This is a genomic window from uncultured Phyllobacterium sp. (genome assembly GCF_902479695.1).
Taxonomy (GTDB): Bacteria; Pseudomonadota; Alphaproteobacteria; order Rhizobiales; family Rhizobiaceae; genus Phyllobacterium; species Phyllobacterium calauticae.
The window spans coordinates 37,570-52,129 of the sequence record NZ_CABSQF010000032.1 but is presented as its reverse complement, the minus strand read 5'-3'; the positions used below and the strand labels follow the sequence as shown (position 1 = coordinate 52,129).

11 protein-coding genes are annotated in these 14,560 nt (G+C 59.2%); 9 read left to right on the top strand and 2 right to left on the bottom strand.

What is annotated here, in order from left to right; genetic code table 11:
- The 4 genes from RDL77_RS17990 to RDL77_RS17975 all read left to right on the top strand — a co-directional run.
- On the top strand, positions 1-1,627 hold a 1,627-nt coding region (locus tag RDL77_RS17990), incomplete at its 5' end, for an iron ABC transporter permease (RefSeq protein WP_288194059.1).
- Positions 1,624-2,685, top strand: coding sequence for an ABC transporter ATP-binding protein (locus tag RDL77_RS17985; RefSeq protein ID WP_288194058.1), 1,062 nt, complete (start codon positions 1,624-1,626; stop codon positions 2,683-2,685). The genes RDL77_RS17990 and RDL77_RS17985, both read left to right, overlap by 4 nt.
- A gap of 23 nt (positions 2,686-2,708) precedes the next feature.
- Positions 2,709-3,509: an inositol monophosphatase family protein gene (locus tag RDL77_RS17980; RefSeq protein WP_223612676.1), complete on the top strand. Its 801-nt coding sequence runs from the start codon at positions 2,709-2,711 to the stop codon at positions 3,507-3,509.
- Positions 3,510-3,801: 292 nt separating this feature from the next.
- Positions 3,802-5,598: a thioesterase family protein gene (locus tag RDL77_RS17975; RefSeq protein WP_223612677.1), complete on the top strand. Its 1,797-nt coding sequence runs from the start codon at positions 3,802-3,804 to the stop codon at positions 5,596-5,598.
- Positions 5,599-5,642: 44 nt separating this feature from the next.
- On the opposite strand, the gene RDL77_RS17970 is transcribed toward RDL77_RS17975, so the two are convergent.
- A complete protein-coding gene (locus RDL77_RS17970; RefSeq protein WP_288194057.1) occupies positions 5,643-7,985 on the bottom strand; it encodes a bifunctional diguanylate cyclase/phosphodiesterase in 2,343 nt (780 codons plus the stop codon).
- 344 nt (positions 7,986-8,329) lie between these two features.
- Positions 8,330-8,632 carry a helix-turn-helix transcriptional regulator gene (locus tag RDL77_RS17965; RefSeq protein ID WP_223612679.1) on the bottom strand — a complete coding sequence of 101 codons (303 nt, stop codon included), beginning with the start codon at positions 8,630-8,632 and terminating at the stop codon, positions 8,330-8,332.
- Positions 8,633-8,741: 109 nt separating this feature from the next.
- On the opposite strand from RDL77_RS17965, the gene RDL77_RS17960 reads away from it, so the two are divergent.
- The 5 genes from RDL77_RS17960 to RDL77_RS17940 all read left to right on the top strand — a co-directional run bounded on the left by RDL77_RS17960 (position 8,742) and on the right by RDL77_RS17940 (position 14,509).
- Entirely contained in the window at positions 8,742-9,839 is a 1,098-nt protein-coding gene (locus RDL77_RS17960) for an NADH:flavin oxidoreductase/NADH oxidase (protein ID WP_288194056.1), read from the top strand.
- 211 nt (positions 9,840-10,050) lie between these two features.
- Positions 10,051-11,358 (top strand): O-acetylhomoserine aminocarboxypropyltransferase/cysteine synthase family protein, encoded by a 1,308-nt coding sequence (locus RDL77_RS17955; RefSeq protein ID WP_223612681.1) that lies wholly within the window; start codon positions 10,051-10,053, stop codon positions 11,356-11,358.
- 641 nt (positions 11,359-11,999) lie between these two features.
- Entirely contained in the window at positions 12,000-13,040 is a 1,041-nt protein-coding gene (locus RDL77_RS17950; protein WP_288194063.1) for a methionine ABC transporter ATP-binding protein, read from the top strand.
- Complete coding sequence (locus RDL77_RS17945; RefSeq protein ID WP_223612682.1) at positions 13,030-13,695, top strand: methionine ABC transporter permease; 666 nt, start codon at positions 13,030-13,032, stop codon at positions 13,693-13,695. Before RDL77_RS17950 ends, RDL77_RS17945 begins: the two co-directional genes overlap by 11 nt.
- 31 nt (positions 13,696-13,726) lie before the next feature.
- Positions 13,727-14,509, top strand: coding sequence for a MetQ/NlpA family ABC transporter substrate-binding protein (locus RDL77_RS17940; protein WP_374042746.1), 783 nt, complete (start codon positions 13,727-13,729; stop codon positions 14,507-14,509).
- Positions 14,510-14,560 lie beyond the last annotated feature (51 nt).

The following is a 14,560-nucleotide window of genomic DNA, read 5'->3' as shown; positions in this document are numbered from 1 at the left end:
CAATATCCAGGACCCGACGATCTGGAGTCTCGATTGCGTGGACGGCGGCAACCGCTGTGGCATTGCCTGGCGCACGCTTTTCCTCGCCATTCTCGCCGCGTCGGGTTCCACTCTCCTTGGCCTGTGCTTTGCGCTGGTCGCCACCCGCACCCGGTTCCCGTTCAAGAAGGGCCTGCGCCTTCTGACGATCCTGCCGATCATCACGCCGCCCTTCGTGATCGGCCTGGCGCTGATCCTTTTGTTCGGCCGGGCCGGTGTGGTGACGCAGCAATTGTCCGAGCTTTTCGGCATTGAGCCTGGTCGCTGGCTCTATGGCCTGACCGGCATATGGATCGCGCAGGTTCTGTCATTCACGCCGATATCGTTCCTCGTCCTGATTGGCGTCGTCGAGGGCGTCAGCCCGTCGATGGAAGAGGCATCGCAGACTTTGCGCGCCGACCGCTGGCGCACCTTCTGGCGGGTTTCCCTGCCTTTGATGAAACCCGGTCTCGCCAATGCGTTTCTCATCGGCTTCATCGAAAGCATGGCGGATTTCGGCAACCCGCTGGTGCTTGGCGGCAGCCACGGCGTTTTGTCGACGGAAATCTTCTTCGCCGTCGTCGGTTCGCAGAATGATCCGTCACGGGCAGCGGTGCTTGCGATCATCCTCCTGTTCTTCACGCTCTCGGCGTTTCTCGCCCAGCGCGTCTGGCTGGCGGGCAAGAGCTTTGCCACGGTCACCGGCAAGGGCGATTCCGGCGCGCATATCGCCCTGCCGCGCTCCCTATCGATCGGTGTCCACGCGATCGTCATTCCGTGGATCCTGTTCACGCTCGTCATCTACGGCATGATCCTGTTCGGCGGCTTCGTGCGCACCTGGGGTCTCGACAACACGCTGACGCTGGAACATTACCAGCGGGCATTCTCCTTCAGCTTCAGCAATGGCGCCATTGCCTGGACCGGCGTTGCCTGGAACTCGTTCTGGACGACCATCAAGATTGCCCTGATCTCCGCACCGCTGACCGCCGCCGTCGGTCTGCTCACGGCCTATCTCATCGTGCGCCAGCGTTTTGTCGGCCGCAATGTCTTCGAGTTTGCCCTGATGATGAGTTTTGCCATTCCCGGCACGGTCATCGGCATCAGCTACATCATGGCCTTCAACCTGCCGCCGCTGGAGATGACCGGGACCGCGCTGATCCTGATCGCCTGTTTCGTCTTCCGCAACATGCCCGTGGGCGTGCGCGGCGGCGTGGCGGCGATGAGCCAGCTCGACAAGAGTCTCGACGAAGCCTCGCTGACGCTGCGGGCGACGAGTTTCCGCACCATCCGCAAGGTGATTCTGCCGCTGCTGCGCCCGGCCATCGTGGCGGCGCTGGTCTATTCCTTCGTGCGCGCCATCACCTCGATCAGCGCTGTCATATTCCTTGTAAGTGCCGAATATAATATGGCGACTTCCTATATTGTCGGGCTCGTCGAAAACGGCGAGTACGGCGTGGCGGTGGCCTACTCCTCGATGCTGATCGTCGTCATGATCGTCATCATCACCTGTTTCCAGCTTCTGGTGGGCGAACGAAAACTGCGCCGCGAAAACCGCGTTGCGACAGCCTTCGTTCCCTCCGCCGCTCCACAAGAAAAGGCCGCATCATGACCACCCATCGCACCGGCTCCGTCGTCTTCTCCAATGTCAAAAAGCAGTTCGGCAATTTCACGGCCATTCACGATCTCTCGCTGACGATCGAGCCCGGCACGCTGGTCACGCTGCTCGGGCCGTCCGGTTGCGGCAAGACCACGACCCTGCGCATGCTGGCCGGGCTGGAGCACCCCTCCGCCGGCCGTATCCTGATCGGCGGCAAGGATGTGACCATGCTTCCCGCCAATGAGCGCGATGTCTCGATGGTGTTCCAGTCCTATGCGCTGTTTCCGCATATGTCGGTGGCGGAAAATGTCGCCTATGGCCTTGAATCCTCGGGCATGAAGAAATCCGACGCGCGGGAAAAGGCGGAAGAAGGGCTCAAACAGGTTGGCCTCTCCGGCTACGGCCAGCGCCTTCCGGCGGAATTGTCCGGCGGCCAGCAGCAGCGTGTCGCCGTCGCGCGGGCGCTGGTTCTGGAGCCGCAGGTGCTGCTGCTGGACGAACCCCTGTCCAATCTCGATGCGCGGCTGCGCCGCCGCGTCCGCACGGAAATCCGCGAGTTGCAGCAGCGGCTGGGATTCACGGCGGTTTATGTCACGCATGATCAGGAAGAGGCGCTTGCGGTATCCGACCAGATCATCGTCATGCAGGACGGGGTCATCGCCCAGCAGGGCTCGCCGCGCGAGCTTTACGAAGCACCGGCTTCATCCTTCATCGCGGATTTCATCGGCGAGGCCAATGTGGTGCCGTGTGAAGTGCTGCGCAGCGACGGCGGCAACGCCATCATCCGTGTCGGCACGCTGGAGCACGCCGTGCCGGGCCGCAACGCCCGGCCGGGACCGGCGAAGCTCGCCGTGCGTCCCAATGCGATCACATTGGAAGCGGGTGGGAATGGTGCCTTCGCCGGTAGCATCCGGCACGCCGCCTATCTCGGCGATCACGTCGAATATGAAGTGGAAACCGCGTCCGGAACGCTCTTCGTCGTCGATCCGGCCGTAGACCGCAATCTTCCTCCCGCAACCAGTGTCAGCATCGGTTTCCACCATCGCGGCATCGCCATCATCAACAACTGAAACTGCATTTTCAAAGGACTATCATGACATCGCATGCCGAAGCCGAGTTGCAGGGCCGTTTTGCTCTTGCCCAGAAAATGGCTGTCGAAGCCGGCGCCGTGGCGCTGGCGCATTTCAATGCGCGCGAGCGACTGGTCATCGAGACCAAGGCCGATCCGCAGGATGTGGTCTCGATTGCCGACCGGGAAGTGGAAGAACTGATCCGCGCCCGCATCGCGGCGGCCTTTCCCGGCGATGCGGTGCTTGGCGAAGAATATGGCGTCAGCGCGGGAACCTCCGAGTTCACCTGGGTGATCGATCCGATCGACGGCACCAGCCCGTTCGTCAATGGCATGCCGACCTGGTGCATCTCGATTGCAGCGCTGCGCGGCGAGGAGATCGTGGTCGGGGTCATCTATGTCCCGTGCAATGAGGAGCTTTATGCGTCGGCGCTCGGGATGGGCGCGACCCTGAACGGAAAGGCGCTCGCCATCGATCCGAGCAAGACCATTCGCAATGCGGTGACGGGTATTGGCGCCAATCACCACGTTACCCCGGCAGTCGTTGCCTCGCTGGTGGAAAAGCTGCTGGAAGCCGGCGGCAATTTCATCCGCAACGGATCGGGCGCGCTCATGCTGGCCTATGTCGCGGCTGGCCGTCTTGTCGGTTACTACGAGCCCTACATGCATGCGTGGGACTGCATGGCCGGTTACTGCCTCGTCAAGGAAGCAGGCGGCTGGCACCATCCATTCCCGGCAAAGGGCGAGGCGTTGACCCGGGGCGCACCGGTTCTTGCCGCCGGTACGGGCGCAGTGGATGACCTGAGAAAGATCGCGGGCCTCTGATCCCGCCCGCGCACCGCCAGCGCATCTGCGCTGGCGGGCTTTATACCATTTCGACCAGATTTTATGAGTGTACGACCTCGTTCCGGCAGTATTTCGCGTGCTTCGCTGGGTAAAAATTCCGATAAGGGCTGCTTGCATTCGCAACGGGAAAGAAAGCAAAAATCTTGAAACTTTCCGCAACTGCTAAGAGCAGATCATTGACTTATTACAGCGAATAACGTGGATTAAAGTTGGTGTTGTCGATCACCGACTCTCGTAAAGCTGGATAGACATGACGTTCGTGCGAAATCTTATGTGGGCGCCTACAATTGGCCTATCCTGGCTGTGGGGTCTGGGTTTTTTCTATTCCATCCACGTCACGCTGACCTATGGCTGGCTTGGTTTCTTCGGTTTCGCGATCTCGAACGTTGGCGGTCTCTGGTTGTTCGGCTTTATTCTCGGCCGCAGCAAGCGGACGCCGGACCAGATCATGAAGGACATCGAAAACCGCTATGTCGGCGTCTTTCTGCTGTTCCAGATGGCGGCGCTCGTGGTGACGGTTTTCGGTTTCGTTGCCTATTTGTGGCAGCCGATTGTGGGCGAGGGCGCAACAATAGGCGTTGCTTTCCTGCTTCTGGCTTCCTGCGCCATCGGCCATGCGCTTTCACTGGAGCAGATCAAGAAGCTGCATATTCTCTATACGGTGATCGGCGTTGCCGCAGGGCTCGTGCTGCTTTCCGGTCTGCGGCAGACGTCGGATTATCCCGGTGTCCCGCTCCAGCAGTTCGATGCACGCTTTTACGGCCTTGTCATGCCGACGGTGATCGGCTTCCTGCTCGGCCCGTGGCTCGATATCCAGCATTGGCAGCGGGCGGTCTATATCAAGCGCGAGGGCGGGTCGGTCGGGATCGCCTATGGCGCCGGTGCCCTGCTGTTCTTTGGTTTTCTCCTGCTCAATGCTTCCATCGCGTCGACGGTCGGTCCCATCGGCAGCATCATTTCCATTGACGGCCTGCCGAGCGCGCAAGGGTCGGTTTCCGCAGCGGTTGTCCTGGCCGCGGAAAATGGTGCGCCCTATCTGGCGATTGCCTTTGCGATCTGGACGATTGCGGCGCTCACATCGACGGTCGACAGTTTTTATTGCGCGACGAACTGGTATCTGCGCGGCAAGAACATGCGCAGCAACAGTCCGCTGCTGGCGCTTATTCCCGATGGCATTGCCTCGTCGCCGCTGTGGCTGCTGATCGGCGCGACCTGGGTTGCCTATGCCGCCGTACCGGCAAACTTTTCGCTCATGTATTTCATGATGCCTTTCGCCACGCTCTTCGTCAGCGCGTCCGCCAATCTGGTTTGCGAGGCATTGGGCGCGAAACCGAAATTCGATCCGGTGCTGAGCTTCCTGATCGGCTGCGGATCGTCGCTGATCTTCATTCTCGGCTACATCCAGCCTGTACCCGGCTTCCTGTTCCTGTCGCCATTCATCGGCTTGATCGGCGCTTTGCCGGTCATCATCGAACTGGTGGGGCCCCGCTCGAAGGCGATCCCGGTTGAAATCGTCGACCAGCCCATTCGGATGATGAGCACTGCCCCGCTGACAAACACGTCGGGCGGCGAGGAAATATCGCAATCGCATGGTTTCGATGGCGAGTGGTTCGTCATGCATCTCACCCCGACCTATGACGACACCAATTCGGTCGGGAACGTCTACTTCGCCAATTATGTGCGCTGGGTCGGCAAGGCGCGCGAATTGTTCTTCAATGTCTGCATGCCGGATTTCGATCTGGCGACGACGCGGTTCTACATCCTCACACGTTCCTTCACCCATGATTACCGGCGGGAATCGAAGGAATTCGAGCAGATCAGCGTTCGTATCAAGATCGCCCGGCACAACCGCAAATTCGTCACGCTGCAGCACGAAATCCACAGTGCAGCGCAAGGCCTGCTCGGCCATGGCGAACAGTCCCTGATGTTCGTGGACAGGGATCAGTACAATCCGCTCGATATTCCCGGCGAAGTCATCAAGGGCTTCCTGGCCTACTGGCCAAAGGATTCGCGGCTGTCACCCAGCTATCGTCCAACTGTTCAGGACAAGACGAAGCGGCAGGCGTGAGCCGCCGGGCTACTTCCTCTCTTCATCGGGTTTGAGAACGCGCTTCAGCTGGCGACTTCGTAGCGGTCGCGGTCGAAGGACATGAGGTCGGCTGTCTTGTCAAACGGTTCCGCCGGGCTGAACAGGAAGCCCTGCACCTGATCACAGCCTTCGTTTTGCAGGCAGGCCAGCTGTTCACGGGTTTCAACGCCTTCCGCGGTGATCTTCATGCCCATGCTCGCGCCAAGGCCCATCACCGCACGGATAATGGCAAGGCTTCCCCTGTTGTGCGGGAGGTCGCGCACAAAGGACTGATCGATCTTGATCTTGTCGAATGGCATCTTGCGCAGATAGCTGAGGCTGGAATAGCCGGTGCCGAAATCGTCAAGCGCAATGCTTACACCCATTGCCCGGAACTGCCGCAGCAGCGAAATCGCCGCGACATTGGCTTCAAGGAACACCGATTCGGTGATTTCGAGTTCCAGGCGGTTGGGCTTCAGCTTGTTGGTTGTCAGCGCATCGCGAACGATGGAGGCGAGATCCGAATGGCGGAACTGGATCGCGGAAATATTGATCGCCACATGGATGTCGTCGGGCCAGGACACCGCCGTCTTGCAAGCCTCCTGGATGATCCATTCGCCGAGGGGGATGATATTGCCGGTCTCTTCCGCAATCGGAATGAAGATGGCCGGAGAAATATACCCGTGCACGGGATGCTTCCAGCGCAGCAGGGTTTCAAACCCGACGGTCTTGAGCGTGATGGCCGACACGATCGGCTGGAAATGCAGGATGAACTCCTCCCGCGCCAGAGCGCCGCGCAAATCCATCGCCAGGGCGCGCTTGGCCTCGATCCGCGCATCCATTTCGACTTCGTAGAAGCGATAGCTGTTCCGGCCCTCGTTCTTGGTGCGGTACAGCGCAAGGTCGGCGCAGCGCATGATGTCGCTGACGCTGTCCATGGGGGCAAGCGCGATGCCGATGCTGATATGGATGTTGATCTGGATGCCATCGATCCAGAATGGCTGTGAGATGCGCTGCACGAGATCTTCCGCCAGTGCCGTCGCTTCGGGCTGGCCGGCGCCAGGGGCCAGGATCGCAAATTCGTCGCCGGAGAGACGCGCCACGATGTAGCGGGCAGGGGATGTGCCGCGCAAACGCTCCGCGACCTGCTTCAGCAACTGGTCGCCGATGCCGTGGCCGAAGCTGTCATTGACGGTCTTGAATTCGTCGAGGTCGATGCAGAACACGGCAAAGCCGGCAAGGCCGGTTTCCAGTTCCTTGGTTGCTTCGGCGAGTTGATCGGTGAACAGGGTTCTGTTCGGCAGATCGGTGAGCACGTCATAGCGGGCGAGATAGGACAGCTTGTCTTCCGACTGCTTTGCCGCCGTCACGTCGGAACCAACCCCGCGATAACCGCAGAACTGCCCGGCATTGTCAAAGATGGCCTTGCCGGTCAGTGACCACCAGCGGGTTTCGCCCTTTATCTTGATCGGCAATATATGGTTGCGGAAGGTCGTGCGGTTTTCAATGGCCTGCCAGATCGACCCCACTTTCACCGCCTCTTCAGCGTGTGACTGGTCGACCTTGAACAGTTGCGCAAAGGGCATTCCCTGCAATTGCTTGGTGGTTTTCTCGGCGATCTGTGCCAGGCGCGGCGAAGTGTGCTGGAGCTTCAGGTCGGCATCGGTTTCCCAGATCCAGTCGCTGGCATTCTCTTCGAAATCATAGAGAAGCAGGCTGATAACCTCCTTCTGCTGCTCGACCTTGATCTGGTCGAGCGTGCGCATGACGATCAGGTTGCTCATGTGCACGATGGTGAACAGGATGAACAGCGCATAGATGGCCAGCAAGATCGCAATGAAAAGAAAGAAATCCTCGCCGGTTGAGGCGAGGGCAAAGAACGAGCCGGTGATGATCGCGCCTGAAAAGGCAATGGCTGCCAGCGGAACCACGGCCACGCCGATGCCGGTCGCCATGAGACCGGCCGCCGTGCAGGCGATCAGCAGCCTGTGGTAGGCGTCGGCTTCCAGAAAAAGCATGAGCGGAATGCTGGCCAGGCACAGGCCGTAACATGCGGATATGATGATCAGGTATTTGATGCCGGCGAAGCCAAGCTCCTTGACCTTTGGCACCTTGTACCATTGCCAGCAGGCAAACAGCGACGCGGCGGTCATGACGGTGACGATGGTGGCCAGACTGCCCAGATACAGGCTATGTCCCTGATCCCAGGGGACAAACGCCACCACGAACACGACGCTCATGGCCACGATGACGGTAAAGGGCGCCAGTCGCAGCGCCACATCCATCTGTTCAGCGTAGACCCGCCGCTTGACGGCAGGATTTATCGTTCCCCGCATGCCGAACATGGAACGGATAGCGTCAGGCGTATGGAAATTCGTCAGTTGCACTCACGGACCTCAGAAAGGCGAGTTCATATTTCCCTATGCTATTTTTATTACGTTCGGCATTGGTTAATTTGCTTACCATTTTTTATAATAGTTACCAATGTCTTTATGATTGTATGGTTTATGCCTGAGTAATACGAGGTTATTTGTAAGAATTTTTATAATTTCTCCGCTGGCAATGCGAATTGAATATGAATATTCAAATATAAAATAGAATATCGATGTCTTGTATTATTAAATTCATGTAAAAATCAAAGTCGCGTCCATGTATAAGGTGGGCGCTTTCACCGGCTGCGTGGCGGATCAATAAGAGGTCCGCCTTGCCGCGTTGTTCTAGGGTCCGGACCCTAGCCCCGGACTGCGAGGATTGCCGGCAGCAGGCCCGGAAAAATCTCGGCCAGTTCATTGTCGCGCAATTCGTTGATCCGGGAGGTGCCGTCGTTGCGGGTCTTGATGATCCCGGCTTCCCGCAGCACGCGGAAATGATGTGACACGCTGGATTTCGGGCGTCCGTTCTCAAGCGCGGCGCAGGTTGCCTCACCTTCGCGGGCCAACTGGCGGACAATCGACAGGCGGATGGGGTCGCTCAGCGCATAAAGCACGGATTCGAGCTGCACTTCGGTGATCTGGGGATGGCGATATTCTCTCATGCACATATCCTAGCACAAAATTTTGTGTATTGCTATTGTTCGAATAATATCGAACTATGGAAATATCAGCGGACCCGGATGTCTGCAGCACCCCACTTGGAGTAAACATATGGCCTTTCTTTTCGACCCCTTCACCTTGAAGGATGTGACATTGCGCAACCGAATCGCCGTTTCCCCCATGTGCCAGTATTCGGCAAATGACGGCGTGATCAATGACTGGCATCACGTTCATCTCGGCGGATTGGCGCGTGGCGGTTCCGGACTGGTGATTGTCGAGGCAACCGCCGTGTCGCCGGAAGGCCGGATCACGCCGGGTTGCGCTGGGTTGTGGAATGATGAACAGGCGAAGGCATTCGCACCGGCGGTTCAGACCATCAAGGATGCGGGCGCCGTTCCCGGCATCCAGATTGGCCATGCTGGGCGCAAGGCCAGCGCGAACCGGCCGTGGGAAGGCGATGACCATATTGCGGACGATGATCCGCGCGGCTGGGAAACGATTGCCCCTTCGGCCATTGCCTATGGCGGCGGGCTGTCGAAGGTTCCGCGCGCAATGACCAAGGCCGATATCGAGCGGGTGAAGCAGGCATTCGTCGACAGCGCCAAGCGGGCACTTTCCGTCGGCTTCGAATGGCTCGAACTGCATTTTGCCCACGGTTATCTCGCGCAGAGTTTTCTGTCCGAGCATTCCAACACGCGGACCGACGACTATGGCGGCAGTTTTGAGAACCGCAGCCGCTTCCTCATCGAAACAGTTCAGGCCGTGCGGGCCGTCTGGCCGGACAACCTGCCGCTGACAGCGCGTCTCGGTGTCATCGAGTATGACGGTCAGGACGAAAAAACCCTCAGCGAAGCCATCGAACTTGTCAAACAGCTGAAGGCCAATGGGCTCGACTTCATCGATGTCAGCATGGGCTTCTCGCTGGGCAAGACCAATATTCCGTGGGGCCCGGCATTCCTTGGGTCCGTTGCGGAGCGTGTCCGCCGCGAAACCGGCCTGCCAGCCTCGACATCCTGGTACATCAGCACGCCGCAGGAAGCCGACGGTCTTATCCGTGATGAAAAGGTCGATCTTGTCATGCTGGCACGTCCGCTGCTGACTGATCCGCACTGGCCGTTCCGCGCCGCCAAGGAACTGGGCGTCGAGAAGGCGGCCTGGGTTCTGCCTTCGCCCTACGCCCATTGGCTGGAACGTTATCGGGCTGCTTGAGCCCTACGGGTAAACAGCATGGAGCCGGGAATGGAATTCTCCATACCCGGTTTCACGGATGCGCGATTGGCATAAAGTGGGGCATTGCGCCCCGCTTTTAGTATGGGATTTCCCGAACGCGCTGAAATAAGCAACGGCCTGCGTATTCCCCCATTGCAACTTCTCCTAGTGTTTCGGGTGATCATTCCGCACCAACACGAGGACGAAAACCATGGCAGTCCATTTGCACCCCGAGACCATCGCCCTGCATGCCGGCTGGCGGGCGGATCCCGCAACCGGCGCCGTGGCCGTGCCGATCTACCAGACGACCTCGTACCAGTTCCGTGACACGGAGCACGCGGCCAATCTCTTCGCGTTGAAGGAACTCGGCAACATCTATACGCGCATCGGCAACCCGACCACCGATGTCCTGGAGAAGCGCGTTGCCGCACTTGACGGCGGTATTGCCGCGCTCGCGGTTTCTTCGGGGCAGGCGGCGTCAGCCCTGGCCGTGCAGAACCTTGCGCGGGCCGGTGACAATATCGTCAGTTCCACCGATCTCTACGGCGGCACATGGAACCTCTTTGCCAATACGCTGAAGGATCAAGGCATCGAGGTGCGCTTTGTCGATCCCCGCGACCCCGAAGCGTTTCGCCGGGCTACGGATGAGCGAACCCGTGCCTATTACGCGGAAACACTGCCCAATCCGAAACTCACCGTATTTCCGATTGCCGAAGTCGCCGCCATCGGGCGCGAATATGGCATTCCGCTGATCGTCGACAATACGGCGGCGCCGCTGATCGCGCGGCCCCTGCAGCATGGGGCCGCCATTGTCGTCTACTCGACCACCAAATATCTTGGCGGGCACGGTACCTCCATCGGCGGCATCATTGTCGATGGCGGCCAGTTTGACTGGGAGAAATTCCCGGAACGGCAGCCAGCGCTGAACACACCCGATCCAAGCTATCACGGCGCGGTCTGGACGGAGGCGGTCAAACCCATCGGACCCGTCGCCTATATCATCAAGGCGCGCGTCACGCTTTTGCGCGACCTTGGCGCGGCGCTATCCCCCTTCAATGCGTTCCAGACCATCCAAGGCATCGAGACGCTGTCGCTGCGTCTCGAGCGCCACGTCGAGAATGCGCAGAAGGTTGCCGAGTTCCTGGCCAAGCGGCCGGAGATCGCCAAGGTCATCCATCCATCGCAGCAGAGCGGTCTCGATCGCGAGCGGGCAGAGAAATATCTCTCTGGCAGTTTTGGTGGTCTGGTCGGTTTCGAGCTCAAGGGTGGCCTGCAGGCAGGGCGCAAATTTATCGAAGCGCTCGAACTCTTCTATCACGTGGCCAACATCGGCGATGTCCGCAGCCTCGCCATCCATCCGGCAACGACCACGCATTCCCAGCTCTCGCCGGAAGAACAGCGGGCGAGCGGCGTTTCCGAAGGGTATATCCGGCTCTCGGTCGGCATCGAACATATCGATGATATTCTCAACGATCTGGAGCGCGGCCTGAATGCATCGAAACTTGCACTCGCCGCTTGAAACCCAGGGTTGGTTGGAATTACGGACAGGATATTGTAATCTTCTGGAGTGAGGGATGGGCTTTCACCCACCCCTCGCTTCTAGAGTGTAAATCGAACCCGGATCACCAGCTGCCAGCCGGTCCGGGTTCTTTTCACCTCTAGCGTGACACTAAACGGCAATTTCCGCATAGATCACCTCCAGTTTTGAGAGCAAGGCCATTGCTATGGTCGGGAGGCCCGTCTTCCCGATGCACCGGCTGGCTCGGTGTGTCTGCTTCGCCCTCAAATGGATTGGGTGTAAAACACCTGTTCAATCCATTGCCCGTTTTCACAGAGCGCCGCTAGAAATGCAGAGTTGAATCATTTGAGGTAAGCGGTTGTTTTGAATAGCAATTTACAACTATAGTCGAACGCGTTTGGCGCGATCTTGACGCATAGTTCCGGTCGCCGGCCGATGAACCCACGATTTCCAGTATCGAAAATGTTCATGCTTGCCCGTAAGCCCTATCGAAAAGTCGACCGGATCGGTATAGACGGTCGCAAACAGACAACAGGGCGGCTGCACAGGCAGCGCAAATGATGATGACGGTTGTGACACGGAAGACGGGAGAAGCGGCGGGAACGGCTGCGGGGGATGGATTGACCGCGGCGGCTGATCCGATGGTGGCGTTTGAAGGCGTTTCCAAACGCTTTGCGGCAGGGCGGACCAGTGCGGAAGTGGCCGCGCTTGACGGTGTTGATCTGATTGTCCCGCGCGGTTCCGTCACCGGCATTATCGGCCGTTCCGGCGCGGGCAAGTCCACCCTGATCCGCCTGGTCAACGGGCTGGAAAAGCCGACGAGTGGCCGCGTCGTTGTCGACGGGGTAAATATTGCCGAGCTTGATGAAAAGCGGCTGCGCGACGTGCGCCGCTCCATCGGCATGATCTTCCAGCATTTCAATCTGCTCTCGTCGCGCACGGCTTTCGACAATATCGCCCTGCCGCTCGAAATCGCCGGTGTCGACAGACAGGCCATCGAAAAGCGGGTGACACCGCTGCTCGATCTGGTGGGGCTGTCGGACAAGCGCAATCGCTATCCCTCCGAACTGTCCGGCGGGCAGAAACAACGCATCGGCATCGCGCGGGCTCTGGCAACGGAACCCAAACTGCTCCTCTCGGACGAAGCGACATCGGCACTTGATCCTGAAACAACCCGGTCGATTCTTGCCCTGCTCAAGACCATCAACAAGGAGCTTGGCCTCACGGTTCTGCTGATCACCCACGAGATGGAAGTGATCAAGACCATTGCCGATCATGTGGCAGTTATCGATGGCGGTCGCATCGTCGAACAGGGCCCGACTTTCGATGTGTTCACCGGTCATACCCATGCGACAACCCGGTCGCTGCTGGGTGGATTGGCAGGGCTGCACCTGCCGGAGTTTTTGACGCGGCAGATGGTCGAGAAGCCGGAGCCGGGCTTGCGGACGATCCTGCGCATCATCTTCAAGGGCGAGAATGCGACGGAGCCCATGCTGGCGCGGCTCGGCAGCGATCTCGGTATCGAGGTCAATATCATGGCCGGTGCGGTCGACGAGATTGCCGGGCGCCCCTTCGGCATGCTGGTTGTTTCCCTGCTCGCCGATGAGGCAAAGATAGTCCAAGCCCGAAGCTTTCTTGCCGATCACGGCCTGTCATCGGAGGTTGTCGGCTATGTCCGCTGATATTTTTGCACTGTTGGTGAAGTCCACCGGCCAGACGCTGTACATGGTCGCCGTGGCGGGCCTGATCGGCTCCTTGTTCGGCATTCCGCTCGGTGTTTTTCTGGCGACCAGCGGCCGCGGCGAGCTTTTTGCTGCGCCTTCGGTCAACAAGGTGCTCGGGCTTGTCGTCAATGCGGCCCGCTCGACGCCCTTCATCATTCTGGTTGTCGCCATCATCCCCTTCACCCGCTTGATCGCCGGGACCTCCATCGGAACCACCGCCGCGATCGTACCGCTGACCATTGCAACCATTCCCTTCATCGCGCGGCTGGTTGAATCGGCAATCCGCGAGGTCGATCCGGGGCTGACCGAGGCTGCCCGTGCGATGGGTGCAAGTCCCGCCCAGATCGTGTTCAAGGTTCTGCTGGCCGAAGCGCGTCCCGGCATCACATCGGCCCTGACGCTCACCATCGTCAGCCTGATCGGTTATTCGGCCATGGTCGGTGCCGTCGGCGGCGGCGGGCTCGGCGATCTCGGCATTCGCTACGGCTATCAGCGCTTCATGCCGGATGTGATGGCCATCGTGGTTCTGGTGCTGATCGTGCTGGTTCAGCTTGTGCAGAGCGCCGGTGACCGGCTGGCACGGCGGTTCGACAAGCGCATCCGTCCCCGCTGAAAACACGTTTACGTTAAAACAGGAGAGTACAATGTTGAAGAAAATCCTCGTCACCGCTGCGGTGGCGGCAATGCTCAGCGCGACGGGCGCTCTGGCCGAAACGATCAAGATCGGCGTGACGCCGGGCGAACACGCGCAGATCATGGAGAAGGTCAAGGAAATCGCCAAGCCGAAAGGCCTCGACATCGAAATCTTCGAATTTTCCGACTATGTCGTGCCGAACCAGGCGCTGAACGACGGCGAGCTTGATGCCAACTCGTTCCAGCACAAGCCTTATCTCGACAACCAGATTGCCGACCGCAAGTTCGATCTCGTCGATGTCGCCAACACCGTGAATTTCCCGATGGGCGTCTATTCGAAGAAGGTGAAGAGCTTCGACGCACTGGCCGATGGCGCGACGATTGCCATTCCGAACGATCCGACCAATGGCGGCCGCGCACTGCTGATCCTTGCCGACAAGGGCGTGATCAAGCTGAAGGAAGGTTCGGGTCTCAAGGTGACGCTCGCCGATATCACCGAGAACAAGAAGAACTTCAAGTTCGTCGAACTGGATGCTGCCCAGCTGCCGCGTTCCATCGACGATGTGGATGCCGCTGCCATCAACACCAATTACGCGCTTGAAGCTGGCCTTGATCCGATGAAGGACCCGATTCTGAAAGAAGGTGAAAAGGCGCCCTACGTCAACCTGATCGCCGTGCGCAAGGCCGACAAGGACAAGCCCTGGGTCAAGACGCTGATCGAATCCTACCATTCCGATCCGGTCAAGCAGTTCATCCTCGACAAGTACAAGGGTGCGGCTGTTCCCGCCTGGTAATCGACACTTTCACTCCCCTTCGCCGATGGGTGGAGGGGAGTGGTTTGCTTT